Origin of the sequence: Streptomyces sp. NPDC058864 (genome assembly GCF_042742985.1) — a bacterium.
Lineage (GTDB): Bacteria > Actinomycetota > Actinomycetes > Streptomycetales > Streptomycetaceae > Actinacidiphila.
On sequence record NZ_JBHYMQ010000122.1, the window covers coordinates 1 to 13,057 of the forward strand.

Consider the following 13,057-nt stretch of genomic DNA (forward strand, 5'->3'; position numbering starts at 1 on the left):
CGGGACAGCCGAACCGCCCACCCGCACCGGCGCCTCCGGGCCGGCTACCCCTACACGCCCGTGGTGCCGTCGGCCAGTTCCCGCAGGACGTCGAGGTGGCCGTTGTGGCGGGAGGTCTCCTCGACGAGGTGCAGCAGGATCCACCGCAGATTGGGGTGGCGGCCGTCGCGGATGGGGCGCTTGGCGGGGGCGTCCAGCTCGTGCCCGGCGACCAGTTCGCGGTAGCGGGCGGTGTGCGCCTCGTAGTCGGCCAGCAGGTCGGCGAGCGGAATGTCCGCGGCGATCCGCATCTCGCGGTCGGGGTCCTCGTCCGTCCACGGGCCCTCGTCCTCGCCGCCGAGGAACACCACCTCGAACCAGTAGTACTCGACCCAGCGGAGGTGGTTGATCAGTCCGCCGAGCGTCATCAGCGGGGAACCCGGGAGCGGGGCGCTGCGGACGTGCTCGGGGGAGACGCCCTCGCACTTGGCGCGGGCGGTGTCACGGGCGTAGTCGAGGAGGGTCGTCAGCGCGGAGCGCTCGTCCCAGGCGGTGGGTGTGTCTGTTCTCGTCATCGGCGGAATGCTGTCGGGAACTCCGGCCGTGCGTCCACCGATTAACCGGGGCACCCCGCGGCGTCTCCCTGACAGCAGATGTCAGCGGAGAGCGGGACCATCGGTCCCCGTGACCACCACCGGACGTACCCAACGCCTCCTCCTGCCCGCCGTGTTCATCACCTCCCTGGGCAACAACATCCAGCTGATCGCCGCGGCGCTGCTGATGGTGCGCGCCCAGGGCTCGGTGCTCGACGTGGGCTGGCTCTTCATCGCCGTCGCCGTGCCCCAGGCCGTGCTGTCGCCGTTGGCGGGCCGGCTGGCAGACCGCTTCGACCGTCGGGCGCTGTGGGCGGGCTGCGACCTGCTCAGCGCCGTCGTGGCCCTGGTACCGGCATTCGGGACGGCACTGGGCTGGCCGCGGGGAGCGGTCGTCTACGGCAGCAACCTGGCGCTGGCGATGGCGGCCGCGCTCTTCGTGCCGGTGAGCGCGGCGCTGATCAGGGAACGGGTGCCCGAGGGGCGGCTGCGGCGGTTCAACGCCCACTACGAGATGGCGTTGCAGAGCGGCATGCTGCTGTCGGCGGCGGTCGGCGGTCTCGCCCTGCAGTACGCCGGGCCCGCCCCGCTGTTCGTGTTCAATTCGGCGACCTTCGTGGCCTCCGCGGCCCTCGTCCTCGCGACCGGGCGCGGTCCGGGGCGGTCGGTCGCGGTGGGCTCGGCCGCCGCCGCGCCCACGGTGCGGCCGGGCGCCCAGCGGCGGCCGCTCGGGCCCCTGGTCGTGCTGTACGCCCAGGGCAGTGTGGTGGTGACCGTCTTCAACGCGCTGATGCCGGTGCTGGTCATCGCCGAGCTGCACCGGGGCGCCGCCGTCGTCGGCGCGGTGGACGCGCTCGGCGGCGCCGGTTTCCTGCTGGCGGCGGCCGCGTACCGGCGCACGGGGGCCCGGCTGGGCGACCTGCGGCTGGCGCTCACCGGCTTCGGGGTCTGCGCCGTGCTGTTCGCGCTGCAGCCCCGGTTCGGGGTGACGGGGCTGCTGCTGCTCGTACCGGCCGGGGCGTTCGTCTTCGGACAGGCGCGCATCGCCTCGCGGACGCTGCTGATGACGGCGGCCGACGAGGACCGCGTGGGACGGGCCTTCGGGACGGCGAACGCGTACGGGCTCGCCGCGACCGTGGCCGTGATGCTCGCGACCTCGGCGGTGACCGTCCGCGCCGGGGTGCCGACCGGTTTCGCGGCGGTCGCCGCTCTCAGCGTGGTGGCGTCCGCGGGGGCGGCGGTGTGGCTCGCGGCGGCGCGTAGAGGGCGGCGAGTGCCCGCGCCGACTCCGCCAGCTGCTCCCGCAGCGGAACCGGTGCCAGGACTTCCAGATCCGCGCCGAGCCTGAGGAACTCGCCGTGCGCGTGCGCGACCGACTCGATGGGCACACGGGCGCGGACCCAGCCGTCCGGTTCCCGTTCGCCGTCCTCGGCCACCGCCCGGGCCACGGCGCGCGACAGCAGCGCGGGCAGCCGCTCGGCGCCGCGCGGCGACAGCCGGATCAGCGCCTGCTCCCGGTGGAGCCGCGCGTGGAATCCGGCGAGGTACTCCCGCCAGTACCCGGCGAGGTCGAAGCCGGGCGGGGTCGCGAACGTCTCGTCGAGGACGCACACCTCGAGCATCTGGTCCACGCGGTACGTGCGCCGCTCGCGGCCGTCGTGGGCGACCACGTACCAGCGGCCCGCCTTGAGCACCAGCCCGTACGGCTCCAGCCTGCGGTCGGTCTCTGCGGGCTCGCGCCAGCGGCGGTAACGCACCCGTACCGCCTGCCGGTTCCACACGGCGTCGGCCACCACGGGCAGGTGCGGCACCTGCTCGTCGGAGCTGTACCAGCCGGGCGCGTCCAGCAGGAACCGCTCCCGCACCCGCTCCGCCCGCTCCCGCAGTGCCGGCGGCAGCGCGGCGCTGAACTTCAGCCGGGCCGCCGCCGCGGCCTCCCCCAGCCCCAGCTGTGCGGCCGGATCGGGCAGTGCGGCCAGGAACCACGCCTGCGTCTCGTCGGCGGTGAGGCCCGTGAGCCGGGTGCGGTAGCCGTCGAGGAGCCGGTAACCGCCCTCGTGCCCGGCGTCGCCGTACAGCGGGATGCCCGCCTCGTGCAGCGACTGCACGTCCCGGTAGATCGTGCGTACGGACACCTCCAGCTCCTCCGCCAGCTCCGCGGCGGTCATCCGGCCCCGCGACTGGAGGAGCAGCAGGAGGGAGACCAGCCGGCTCGCGCGCATGGCGGTCAGTATCGCCGCCGCCACCGACAGTGGCACCGGGGCAGGGGCGCGGGGCGGCCGGGGCCGATTTGATGGTGTCCGGCGCAGCGCGCACTCTGGGGAGGTAGGGACTGCGACAGGTGTGTGATCGCCGACGATGAACACGAGTGACCCCGAGGACCCGGCCGCCACGGCCGTGGTCACCGTCAGCGCGCGCGGGGTGGTCACGGGATGGAGCGCGGGGGCACGGCGGCTGCTCGGGCACTCGGCGGCGGAAGCCGTGGGGCACCCGGTCGCCGAGGTGTTCGGTGCGGACGAGGGGGCCGTCGCGGTCGACCGCGAGTGGCGCGGCCGGGTGCGGGCGCACTGCCGGGACGGGCGGGAAGTCGAACTCGACGTACGGGTCTCGCCCGCGCTGGACGCCGACGAACGGCCCGGCGGCTGCGTCGTCACCGCCGCGCCCGTCGACTCGGACACGGCGCTCCTGCTGTGGGCCTTCCAGCAGTCGTCCGTCGCCATGGCCACGTACGACACCGGCCTGCGCTACCACCGGGTCAACGACACGGCGGCGGACATGATCGGGGTCCCCGCGGCGGACCTGAGCGGGCGGCCCTTCACCGGGCCGCTCCTGGACGACGAGGGGCGCCGCGGGTTCAACGAGCACCTGCGGCAGGTCGCGGAGACCGGCCGGGCGGCGCACTACGAGAGCGCGGCCGCCGGCGGGCCCGCGGGGGGCGAGCGGGCGTGGAGCACCGAGATGTGGCCGGTGCGGGACCCGTGGGGCCGGATCCGGGGCGTGGCGAGCGCGGCGTTCGACAGCACCGAGCAGTTCCGGGGGCGCCGGCGGCTGGCCCTGCTGAACGAGGCCGGTGCGCGGCTCGGCACCACCCTGGACGTCGTGCGCACCGCCGACGAGCTCGCGGAGCTGGCCGTGCCGCGCTTCGCCGACTTCGCCAGCGTGGACCTGCTGGACTCGGTGCTGCACGGCGAGGAGCCCCCGCCGGGTCCGCCCGGCCACGGGGTGGAGCTGCGCCGCGTCGCCCACCGCACCGCGTCGGGCCGCGCCCCCGACGCGGCCGTCGACCTCGGCGAGCTCGACGTCTACCCGGAGTTCTCCCCGCCCTCCCGGGCCCTGGCCACCGGCCGGCCCGTGCTCAGCCTGCTGGGGCACCCGGACTTCACGCTGTGGCTGGCGCAGAACAGCCTGCGGGACGCCAAGGTCCAGGAGTACGGCATCCATTCGGTGCTGGCGGTGCCCCTGCGGGCGCGCGGCATCACCCTCGGGGTGGCGGTGTTCATCCGCTGGGCGCGTCCGGAGCAGTTCACCGAGGACGACCTGACGCTGACCGAGGAACTCGCCGGGCGGGCCGCGGTGTGCGTCGACAACGCGCGCCGCTACACGCGGGAGCACTCCACGGCGCTGACCCTCCAGCGCAGCCTGCTGCCGCTGCGGCTGCGGGAGCAGGCCGCGGTGGAGGTGGCCTCGCGCTACCTGCCGGCCGGGGCCCGGGCGGGGGTCGGGGGCGACTGGTTCGACGTCATCCCGCTGTCCGGGACGCGGGTGGGCCTGGTCGTGGGCGACGTCGTGGGCCACGGCATCCACGCCTCGGCGACGATGGGACGGCTGCGGACGGCGGTGCGCACCCTCGCGGACGTGGACCTGGCGCCGGACGAGCTGCTCACCCACCTCGACGACCTGGTCACGCACCTGGATCCCGAGGACGGCCAGGGCCGGGAGGTGTCCCCGGCCGAGACCAGCGGCGAGCTCGGCGCGACCTGCCTGGTCGCCGTGTACGACCCCATCGCGCGCCGCTGCGCCCTCGCCAGCGCCGGGCACCCGGCGCCGGCCGTGCGCTTCCCCGACGGCCGGGTCGAGATGGTCCCGGTCTCCGCCGGTCCGCCGCTGGGCGTCGGGGGGCTGCCGTTCGAGGCGCTGGATCTGGAACTGCCGGAGGGCAGCCTGCTGGCGCTCTACACCGACGGCCTGGTCAAGAGCCGGGACTTCGACCTGGACGCGGGACTGGCGCGGCTGCGCTCCGCGCTGGCCGCCCCCGCCCCGACGATCGAGGCGGCCTGCGACACCGTCCTGAAGACCCTCCCGTCGGACCGCCCCGTGGACGACGTCGCGCTGCTGCTCGTCCGTACCCGGGCGCTCGACGACGGCCAGGTCGCGGTGTGGGACCTGCCCGGCGATCCCGCACACGTCGCGGACGCGCGGCAGGCGGTGGCGGAGCGGCTGGTCGCCTGGGGCCTGGACGAGACCGTGTTCGTCACCGAGCTGGTGGTGAGCGAGCTGGTGACCAACGCGATCCGCTACGGCGCCCCGCCGATCCAGCTGCGGCTCATCCGTGACCGCACCCTGATCTGCGAGGTCTCGGACGGCAGCAGCACCGCACCGCACCTGCGCCGTGCGCTGTCCGACGACGAGGGCGGCCGCGGCCTGCTGCTGGTCGCGCAGTTGAGCCAGGCCTGGGGCACCCGGCAGACCTCCGCGGGCAAGACCATCTGGGCCGAACAGGCGTTTCCCCCGGCCGGGCGATGAGTGGCGGCACGTCCGGGTTCCCCGCGTCGCGCCGACCCTGACGAGCTGTCAGTCTCGGAGGCATGACCGCTCGCTTCCCCGTGTCCGCCCTGCACTGGACGGTCCTCGTCCCGGTGCTCTCGGTGGTCCTGCTGGCCCTGACGTGGGGACGGGCGCTGCCGGTGGCCGTGGTCGTGGTCGTCGCGGTCTTCCTGGCCGTCGCGGTGCTCGCCGCCGTCCACCACGCGGAGGTGGTGGCGCACCGGGTCGGCGAACCCTACGGGGCGCTCGTGCTGGCGGTGGCGGTGACCGTGATCGAGGTGGCCCTGATCCTCACCCTGACGGCGGACGGCGGCCCGAAGAGCGCGGGCCTGGCCCGCGACACCGTCTTCGCGGCGGTCATGATCACCTGCAACGGCATCATGGGGCTCTGCCTGCTGGTGGGGGCGCTGCGGCGGCGGGTGGCGGTCTTCAACCCGGAGGGGACGGGGGCGTCGCTGGCGACGGTGGCGACCCTGGCCACCCTCAGCCTGGTGCTGCCGACGTTCACCACCAGCACCCCCGGCCCGCGGTTCTCCACCGCCCAGCTCACCTTCGCCGCACTGGCGTCGCTGGTGCTGTACGGCCTGTTCGTGGCGACGCAGACGGTGCGGCACCGGGCGTACTTCCTGCCGGTGAAGCCGGGCGGGGAGGTGATCGACGTCTCGGAGGACGACACCGTCCCGCCGACCGCCCGCGCCGCGCTGTTCAGCCTGGCGCTGCTGGTGGTGGCGCTGGTCGCGGTCGTGGGGCTGGCCAAGGTGGAGTCGCCGACGATCGAGCAGGGCGTGCAGTACGCCGGTCTGCCGTCCTCCTTCGTCGGCGTCGTCATCGCCCTGCTGGTGCTGCTGCCCGAGACCATCGCCGCGGTCCGCGCGGCCGCCCGCGACCGGGTGCAGACCAGCCTCAACCTGGCGCTCGGCTCGGCGATGGCGAGCATCGGGCTGACCATCCCGGCGGTCGCGGTGGCGTCGGTCTGGATGTCCGGCCCACTGCTGCTGGGGCTGGGCGCCACGCACATGGTGCTGCTGGCGATCACCGTCGCCGTGGGCACCCTGACGGTGATACCGGGACGCGCCACCCCCCTGCAGGGCGGGGTGCACCTGGCTCTGCTGGCGGCGTACGTGGTGCTCGCGATCAGCCCGTGAGCGGGTGCGGCCTACCGGCAGCCGGCGACGACACGGCCGGCCAGGACGGCCTCGACGAAGGACTCGGGCGGGGCGTAGCGGTGCGCCAGTACGTAGTGGACGACCAGGTCGGGGGCGATCAGCCAGGCGCCGGCGCCGTCCTCCACCCGTACCTCCCCGTGGCCCACGAGGATCCGCTCACCGCCGCGGGACACGCTCACCGGATTGAAACGCCCGCCCCCGATCAGCCTGCGGCGGCACAGCATGCAGCCGTACCAGCCGTGGGTGATGGCGCACAGGTGGTCGCGGCACAGGGCGAAGAGACGGTCGGCGAACTCCGCGGAGGGCTCAGCCTGCGGGAAGGGGTGGGCGGGGTCCAGCCAGCCGACCGCGTGGGCGGAGACATCCGGCGGAATCGTTTCTGTGAAGTACGCGTACGGACTCAGGTCCTCGTAGTACGGCATCGCAGCCTCTCCCGCCCGCGGACCCCGCCCGCGCGCCACCGTCCGATCGATCGCGGGCAAGCGTCCAGCAGCGGCGCCCGTAGGTCAATCACCCGCACGTGGCGGACCCCCGCCTCCGCGCCTCCGGCGGAACGGGAACCACCCGAAGGAGACCGGCGGCGGACAACAGTCCCGAACACGGCGCGCGTCAGCCGGCGACCGGCTGCTCGTCCAGACCGTCCGCGACCGGCGGCGCCGCCACGGGCTTGCGGCCGAGCCAGCCGGCCAGCAGCTCGTGCACGGCTCCCGCGCCCACCAGCCGGGCCGACGGGTCGGGTCCGTCCAGGTCGAAGGGGTGCAGCAGGAAGGCGCGGCTCTGGTCGCCGCCCAGGCCGCCGTGCGAGCCCACCTGCTCCTCGAAGGCGTGCACGGCCCGGCTGACCGGGTCGTACGCGGAGTTGACCATGATGTCGGCCGCGTGCGGGAAGCGGGCGGTGCGCAGCACCGCGGCCGCCGCGCCCGGCCCGAACGGCGCCAGCGGGTCGCGGCCGGTGACCCGTCCCGTCTCCAGCTCGTGCTCACCGCCGTCCCCGCCCAGCACCAGCGGCCCGCGCTCCCGGTCCAGGACCAGCACGAAACCGATGCCCGGGTGTTCGGCGAGGGTCCGCAGCAAAGCCGGGTGGCGGGCCTCGACGCCCTGCCGGTCCGCGCGCCCCGGCAGGTCGGGGAAGGAGATCAGCGCCAGGTTCCCCGAGGCCAGCACCACCGGGTCCGAGGACGGCCCGGCCGTCTCCTGCTCCTCGCCCGCGCGGCCCCCGTGCTCCGGCCGGTGCAGTGCCGCCCGGGCCGCCGCGCGGGCCTCGGCGCCGCTCGCCGTGCCCCGGGCGCGACGGCGCACCGGCAGCCCGCACCCCGCCCGCACCAGGTCCCTCAGCGTCAGCCCGTACGCGGTCTCGAAGGTCTCCCCGTGGCTCTGGCCGTGGTCGGAGAGCAGCACGATCCGGTAGGGCCGCGGCGCGTACCGGGAGGCGTCGGCGACCAGCCGGATGGCGCGGTCCAGACTCCGCAGCACCCGCATCGCGTCCCCGCTGCGCGGCCCCGAGTGGTGCGCGACCTCGTCGTACGCGACGAGGTCGGCGTAGACGGCGCCGCGCCCGGCGAGCATGTCGCCGACGACGGCGGCCACCGCCACGTCGCGCTCGACGACGGTGGCGAAGGCGCGCAGAAAGGGGTAGAGCCCGCCGCGCCGCACCCGCGGACGCTCGTGGCGCAGCCGCGCGGAGACGGACTCGATGACCTCGCGGACGACCTCCGCGAAGAAGGACGCGGCGGTGCGCACGGCGTTGGCCGGGTCCGAGAAGTACGCGAAGTAGCCGGTCCGGGAGCGGGTCGCGCCGACCCGGGCGAGCACGGCCGCGGGGTCGCCGCCCTCCGGGGCGCCGACCGCCCGGGACCGCAGCCGGGCCATCGCGAGCCGGTCGGCGGAGAAGCGCCGGCGGCGGGTCGACACCGACATCACCAGCGCCAGTTGCTCGGCGCCGCCGCTGAACAGGTTGCCCCGGCTCGCGCCGTCCGGCGCCAGCAGCCCCGCCCGCCCGGTGCGGGCGACGGCGCGGCGCTCCAGCTCGGCGGCGCAGGAAGGCCGGTTGCAGACCATGACCTGCCCGGTCTCCTTCTCGTACCAGCGGAAGGCCGGCACGTCCTCGTTGCTGCCGTGCAGGATGGCCAGCTGGCTGGCGCCGGTCTGGCTGCTCCAGTCGGTGGTCCACGGCACCAGCCGGTGGCTGCCGTCGAGCCATCCGGCGACGGTCCCCATCGCGGGCGGGCGCAGGCGTCCCTTGCGCGTGACCGGGCGTACGGCCTCGCGCAGCACGTCGTACCCGACGCCGTCCAGCTGGACGAAGACGAAACCCGGCTCGCGGGTACCGTCCGCACCGGCCGCGTCGTGGCCCGCGTCCCGGCGCCGGCCGGCCAGGCGGGCCAGCCGGCGGCCGTACGCAGCGTCGTCGCGCATGGCGAGCGTCGTACTCGTCGCGGAGGAGGCCGCCGACATCACGGCGGCGATCACCACGGCCGTGGCCGGCGCGATGTCGCCCTGCCAGTCCGGGGTGAAGCGGAGCGCGAGCAGCAGCAGCGAGCCGTTGAGGAAGAACACCAGCACACCCAGCACCAGCGCGGGCACCAGCAGCACGGCCCGGACGAGCACCGGCCAGACCAGCGCGCTCAGCAGACCGAACGCCCCGGCGGCGGCCGCGGCCGTCACCGCGATGCGGGTGGGGCTGTCGCCGGTGGGCGACTGGATGCGGAAGTCGGGCAGGATCCCGGCGAGCACGGCCATCGTCGCCGTCGACACCGCCCACACGACCAGCACGCGGACGATCGCGCCCCCGGCGGCCCGCCACCGACGCAGCACGCCCACCCTTTCCTCACGTCTCCTCACGTCTGCCGCCGTCTGCCCACGTCTGTCTGCGTCCCCGAACACGAATACCCCCAGACTGTCACAGTCTTCCCGGCGCCCCGCCGCGCACCGGGGGCACACGGCGGGCGCGCCGGAGCATAGGCTCGGGGGGGGGAGACGAGGAGGCACGAGTGGCGGTCGAGATCACCTGGTGGGGGCACGCGACGGTGACCGTGCGCGACTCGGGGGTGCGGGTGCTCACCGATCCGCTGTTCGCCCCGCGCCTGGCCCACCTGCGCAGACGGCGCGGAGCGGTGCCACCGCCGGGTGCGGCGCTGGCGGACGTCGCCGTCGTCTCCCACCTGCACGCCGACCACCTGCACACCGGCTCGCTGGCCCGGCTCTCCCGGGGTACCCGGGTACTGGTGCCGCGCGGTGCCCCCGCCGCGGTGCCCCGGCTGCGGCGGCTCGCCGCGGACCGGCAGCTGGAGCTGACCGAGGTCGCCCCCGGTGACGAGGTGAAGGTGGACACGCTGACGGTACGCGTGGTGAGCGCCGCGCACGACGGACGGCGCCTGCCGTACGGGCCGCGCCGCTCCCCCGCGCTGGGTTACGTGCTGGTGGGCGAGGAACGGACGTACTTCGCCGGGGACACCGGGCTGTTCGACGCGATGGCGGACGAGGTCGGCCCCTGCGACGCCGCCCTGCTGCCGGTCGGCGGCTGGGGGCCGTTCCTCGGCACCGGCCACCTCGACGCGGCGCGCGCCGCCCGGGCCCTGGCACGGCTCGCGCCGCGCGCCGCCGTGCCCATCCACTACGGGACGTACTGGCCGATCGGCATGGACGCCGTCCGCCCCCACGAATTCCACTCCCCCGGCGACGAGTTCGTCCGGCTCGCCGGGCAGTTCGCCCCCGCGGTGGCGGTGCACCGGCTGGACCACGGGGAGAGCATGCTGCTGGAGGCCGCCAGGTGAGCGGACTCACCCTGCTCGCGGAGCAGACGACCTCCCAGTCCACCGGGCAGGTGGTCGGCTACCCCTCGCTGTTCCTGCTGGTCGTGCTCGGCTCGCTCGTGCCGGTCGTGCCCACCGGCGCGCTCGTCAGCAGCGCCGCCGTCGTGGCCTTCCACCAGACCGCCCCCTTCTCGCTGGCCCTGGTCTTCGTCATCGCCTCGGGCGCCGCCTTCATCGGCGACATGGGTCTCTACCTGCTCGGCCACCGCGGTGTGCGCTCCCGCAACGGCTCGCGCTGGCTGCGGCAGTTGCAGGAGCGGGCCGACCCCGCGCGCCTCGCCGACGCGCAACGCCGGCTCGACGAGCACGGCGTGACCGTCCTCGTCCTGTCCCGCCTCATACCCGCCGGCCGCATCCCGGTGATGGTCGCCTGTCTGCTCGCGGAGATGCCCGTCCGCCGCTTCGCCCGCGGCGACGTCCCCGCCTGCCTCGCCTGGGCGGCGGCCTACCAGCTCATCGGCATCCTCGGCGGCACCCTCTTCCCCGAGCCCTGGCAGGGCGTCCTCCTCGCCGTCGCCCTCACCCTCCTCATCGCCTCCGCCCCCCAGTTCCGGCGCCGCCTCCGCGGCTCCGCCGCCACCCCCACCACCGCGGACGACACCCCGGCGGAACACCCCGGCCCCTGACCGCCCCCCGGACGGAGGTGTGCCCCGGGCCCGCCGCCGCACCTTCGGCAGGCCGGGCGCACGCGTCGGCTCCGCCCCGGGAAGCAACCATGGGTCGCATGGGCCCGACATCGGTCTCACCCCGGTCAACCGCGGATGGCAGCCCGTCCCGGCAGCCACGCGCACCGTGCGCCGACCTCACGCAGCCCACGCCACCTCCGACGAACACCCCGGCCGCCTCCCGGCGGGAGGTGTGCCCCGGGCCCGCCGCCGCGCCTTCGGCAGGCCGGGCGCGGCGAGGGGCACGGGCGCCCGAGGGTGCGGGCGGTCCCGCCGTCCACGACCGTCGTGAGGGCGCCGCTCGCGGCCACCGGCGGTAGAGCCCGGCAGCCGCTACCGGCTCCGCCCCGGAAAGCACCGACGTCGCGGAACCCGGCCCGGACGGCCGCGCGTTCGCGACAGCGCATCGGCACGCGGCGGCGCTCACGCGGCGCCCGCGGCCAGGTCGGTGATCGCCGCCTCCAGATCGGCCAACGCGTCCGCGACGTGGGGAAGTTCGAGCGGGCTCGGGGAGGTGAGGGCGGCGTGGCGCTGGGCGTCGTCGGTGCCGTGGAGGGGGCCGGTGTCGATGCGGACGTGGAGGGCGGAGGGGTCGTCGCCGAAGCGGTGGCCGCCGGGGACGGGACGGCCGAGGCGGGCGGAGAGGGCGGCTTCCAGGGTCGGGGCGTCCGTGACGCCGGCGGCGGCCAGGGCGTGCCGCAGGGGGCCGAGGTCCGCGTAGAGGTGGAAGCCCGCCTCGGGCGGGCGGCTCAGGGCACCTGCGCGGGTGACCGCCTGGTGGGCGGCGGCGCCGAGAGCGGCGTGCAGGCGGGCGGCGGCGGCGAGGTGCGCCCGGACCTCGGCGCCCTCGGCGAGCGCGTGGGCGGCCGCGGCGGCCACCGGCTCCGGGAGCACCGCACGCAGCCCGGCGCAGTGGTCCGCGACGGCGGCGCGCAGCCGGGCGCCCTCCGCGGTGGCCGGGAAGCGGGCGACCGCAACGGGCCAGGACGGCGGGGCAAGGGCCGCGCACAGGTCGGTGACGACGACCGTCCGGCCGGGCAGCGTCTCGGCGGGGGTGAGCAGCACGGTCTCGTGCGGACGGTGCACGGTGTCGGCGTACGTCTCGTCCGAGACCAGCAGGAGCCCGCACTGCTCGGCCGCCTCGCACACCTCGTGCAGCAGTTCCGGGGGCGTCACCGTCCCGCTGGGGTCGTCGGCGGCCGCCATGAGCAGCACCCGCGGGTCGGCGCCGTCCGCGCGGGCCCGGCGTACCGCTTCCAGCAGGGCGAAGGGATCGGGGGCGCCGCCGCCGACCGCGGGGGTCTGCACGGTCGTGGCCCGCCGGCCCAGCATGCGCACCAGCGGCGCCTGCCACTCGGCGGCGGGCCTGGCGAGCACGACATCGCCGTCCACCGCCGTGAGAAGCGCCAGCAGCAGGGGCTCCGCCCCGGGCGTGGCGACGGTGTCGGCGGCGGTCGTGGCGAGCCCACGGCGCTCCCAGTGGCCCGCGGCGGCCGCGCGCACCGCGTCGCCGCCCCCGGGCGGCTCCGGTGCGGCGCCGCCCGGCATGCGTGCGGAAAGCCGCTCCGCCCAGTACGGCGGCACCGGCAACCCGGGATCGGGCCGCCGGCCGGTCCGCGCGAGGCGCCCGGCCGGGGCCGGCGGTGAGGTCCGCTGCATCCGTGCCTCCGGTGGATCGGGTGGCCGGCGGGATCCGGGTGACCGGGCCCGCGGCCCGGCCCCCGCCGCCACCCTCGCACGCGCTCCGGACTCCCGCCGCCGGGGCGCCCGGATTCCCTGTGCGTGCCGCCGGGAATCCAGGGCAACCGGAAGCCAGGAGGTGTTCCCATGGTCCCGTTGCTACTCGTTCTGCTGCTGGCCCTCGTCCTTTTCGGCGCGGGTTTCGCCGTCAAGGTCCTCTGGTGGGTCGCCCTGGTCGTCCTGGTGCTGTGGCTGCTCGGATTCGTGGCACGCAGCGGTTCCGGCGGCTCGCGCTGGTACCGGTGGTAGCGCACGGAACCGCGAGCGGAACGCGGGGCGTGGGGGGGGGGGCCGCGGGGCCCCCCCCCCCCCCCCCCCCCCCCCGGGGCGCCCCCCCC

General features: G+C 76.0%; 10 protein-coding genes and 1 pseudogene. 6 read left to right on the forward strand and 5 right to left on the reverse strand.

Annotation, left to right across the window (positions count from 1 at the left end):
- Window positions 1–50 precede the first annotated feature (50 nt).
- Complete coding sequence (locus ACFW3D_RS40855; RefSeq protein WP_500513478.1) at window positions 51–554, reverse strand: DinB family protein; 504 nt, start codon at window positions 552–554, stop codon at window positions 51–53.
- A gap of 7 nt (window positions 555–561) precedes the next feature.
- On the opposite strand from ACFW3D_RS40855, the pseudogene ACFW3D_RS40860 reads away from it, so the two are divergent.
- Window positions 562–1,599: pseudogene (locus ACFW3D_RS40860) on the forward strand (MFS transporter); the annotation flags it as partial.
- A 184-nt stretch (window positions 1,600–1,783) separates the two neighbouring features.
- On the opposite strand, the gene ACFW3D_RS40865 reads toward ACFW3D_RS40860, so the two are convergent.
- A complete protein-coding gene (locus ACFW3D_RS40865) occupies window positions 1,784–2,794 on the reverse strand; it encodes a helix-turn-helix transcriptional regulator (protein WP_500513479.1) in 1,011 nt (336 codons plus the stop codon).
- A 136-nt stretch (window positions 2,795–2,930) separates the two neighbouring features.
- Here ACFW3D_RS40865 and ACFW3D_RS40870 point away from each other — a divergent pair, with 136 nt between their 5' ends.
- Both ACFW3D_RS40870 and ACFW3D_RS40875 read left to right on the forward strand, forming a co-directional pair.
- Entirely contained in the window at window positions 2,931–5,315 is a 2,385-nt protein-coding gene (locus ACFW3D_RS40870; protein WP_500513480.1) for a SpoIIE family protein phosphatase, read from the forward strand.
- A 62-nt stretch (window positions 5,316–5,377) separates the two neighbouring features.
- Window positions 5,378–6,481 (forward strand): calcium:cation antiporter, encoded by a 1,104-nt coding sequence (locus tag ACFW3D_RS40875; protein WP_500513481.1) that lies wholly within the window; start codon window positions 5,378–5,380, stop codon window positions 6,479–6,481.
- A gap of 11 nt (window positions 6,482–6,492) precedes the next feature.
- Here the strand turns inward: ACFW3D_RS40875 and ACFW3D_RS40880 are convergent, their stop codons facing one another.
- Together ACFW3D_RS40880 and ACFW3D_RS40885 are read right to left on the reverse strand one after the other, a co-directional pair.
- Window positions 6,493–6,924 carry a DUF7919 family protein gene (locus tag ACFW3D_RS40880; protein WP_500513482.1) on the reverse strand — a complete coding sequence of 144 codons (432 nt, stop codon included), beginning with the start codon at window positions 6,922–6,924 and terminating at the stop codon, window positions 6,493–6,495.
- A gap of 187 nt (window positions 6,925–7,111) precedes the next feature.
- Window positions 7,112–9,322 carry a phage holin family protein gene (locus ACFW3D_RS40885; protein WP_500513483.1) on the reverse strand — a complete coding sequence of 737 codons (2,211 nt, stop codon included), beginning with the start codon at window positions 9,320–9,322 and terminating at the stop codon, window positions 7,112–7,114.
- Between the two features lie 170 nt (window positions 9,323–9,492).
- Here ACFW3D_RS40885 and ACFW3D_RS40890 point away from each other — a divergent pair, with 170 nt between their 5' ends.
- Window positions 9,493–10,275 (forward strand): MBL fold metallo-hydrolase, encoded by a 783-nt coding sequence (locus ACFW3D_RS40890; protein ID WP_500513484.1) that lies wholly within the window; start codon window positions 9,493–9,495, stop codon window positions 10,273–10,275.
- The gene (locus ACFW3D_RS40895) at window positions 10,272–10,940 is read left to right on the forward strand and encodes a DedA family protein (RefSeq protein ID WP_500513485.1); all 669 of its coding nucleotides are present in this window, start codon (window positions 10,272–10,274) and stop codon (window positions 10,938–10,940) included. The genes ACFW3D_RS40890 and ACFW3D_RS40895 overlap by 4 nt, the downstream gene beginning before the upstream one ends.
- Before the next feature lie 462 nt (window positions 10,941–11,402).
- On the opposite strand, the gene ACFW3D_RS40900 is transcribed toward ACFW3D_RS40895, so the two are convergent.
- Complete coding sequence (locus ACFW3D_RS40900) at window positions 11,403–12,638, reverse strand: aminotransferase class I/II-fold pyridoxal phosphate-dependent enzyme (RefSeq protein ID WP_500513486.1); 1,236 nt, start codon at window positions 12,636–12,638, stop codon at window positions 11,403–11,405.
- 168 nt (window positions 12,639–12,806) lie between these two features.
- Here ACFW3D_RS40900 and ACFW3D_RS40905 point away from each other — a divergent pair, with 168 nt between their 5' ends.
- A complete protein-coding gene (locus tag ACFW3D_RS40905) occupies window positions 12,807–12,968 on the forward strand; it encodes a hydrophobic protein (protein WP_389246803.1) in 162 nt (53 codons plus the stop codon).
- Window positions 12,969–13,057: the final 89 nt, after the last annotated feature.

Excerpts from the sequence above, each read along its gene's own strand:
- ACFW3D_RS40900 (WP_500513486.1), bottom strand. The coding sequence starts at position 12,638 with ATGCAGCGGACCTCACCGCCGGCCCCGGCCGGGCGCCTCGCGCGGACC.
- ACFW3D_RS40875 (WP_500513481.1), top strand. The coding sequence starts at position 5,378 with ATGACCGCTCGCTTCCCCGTGTCCGCCCTGCACTGGACGGTCCTCGTC.
- ACFW3D_RS40870 (WP_500513480.1), top strand. The coding sequence starts at position 2,931 with ATGAACACGAGTGACCCCGAGGACCCGGCCGCCACGGCCGTGGTCACC.
- ACFW3D_RS40905 (WP_389246803.1), top strand. The coding sequence starts at position 12,807 with ATGGTCCCGTTGCTACTCGTTCTGCTGCTGGCCCTCGTCCTTTTCGGC.
- ACFW3D_RS40855 (WP_500513478.1), bottom strand. The coding sequence starts at position 554 with ATGACGAGAACAGACACACCCACCGCCTGGGACGAGCGCTCCGCGCTG.
- ACFW3D_RS40865 (WP_500513479.1), bottom strand. The coding sequence starts at position 2,794 with ATGCGCGCGAGCCGGCTGGTCTCCCTCCTGCTGCTCCTCCAGTCGCGG.
- ACFW3D_RS40880 (WP_500513482.1), bottom strand. The coding sequence starts at position 6,924 with ATGCCGTACTACGAGGACCTGAGTCCGTACGCGTACTTCACAGAAACG.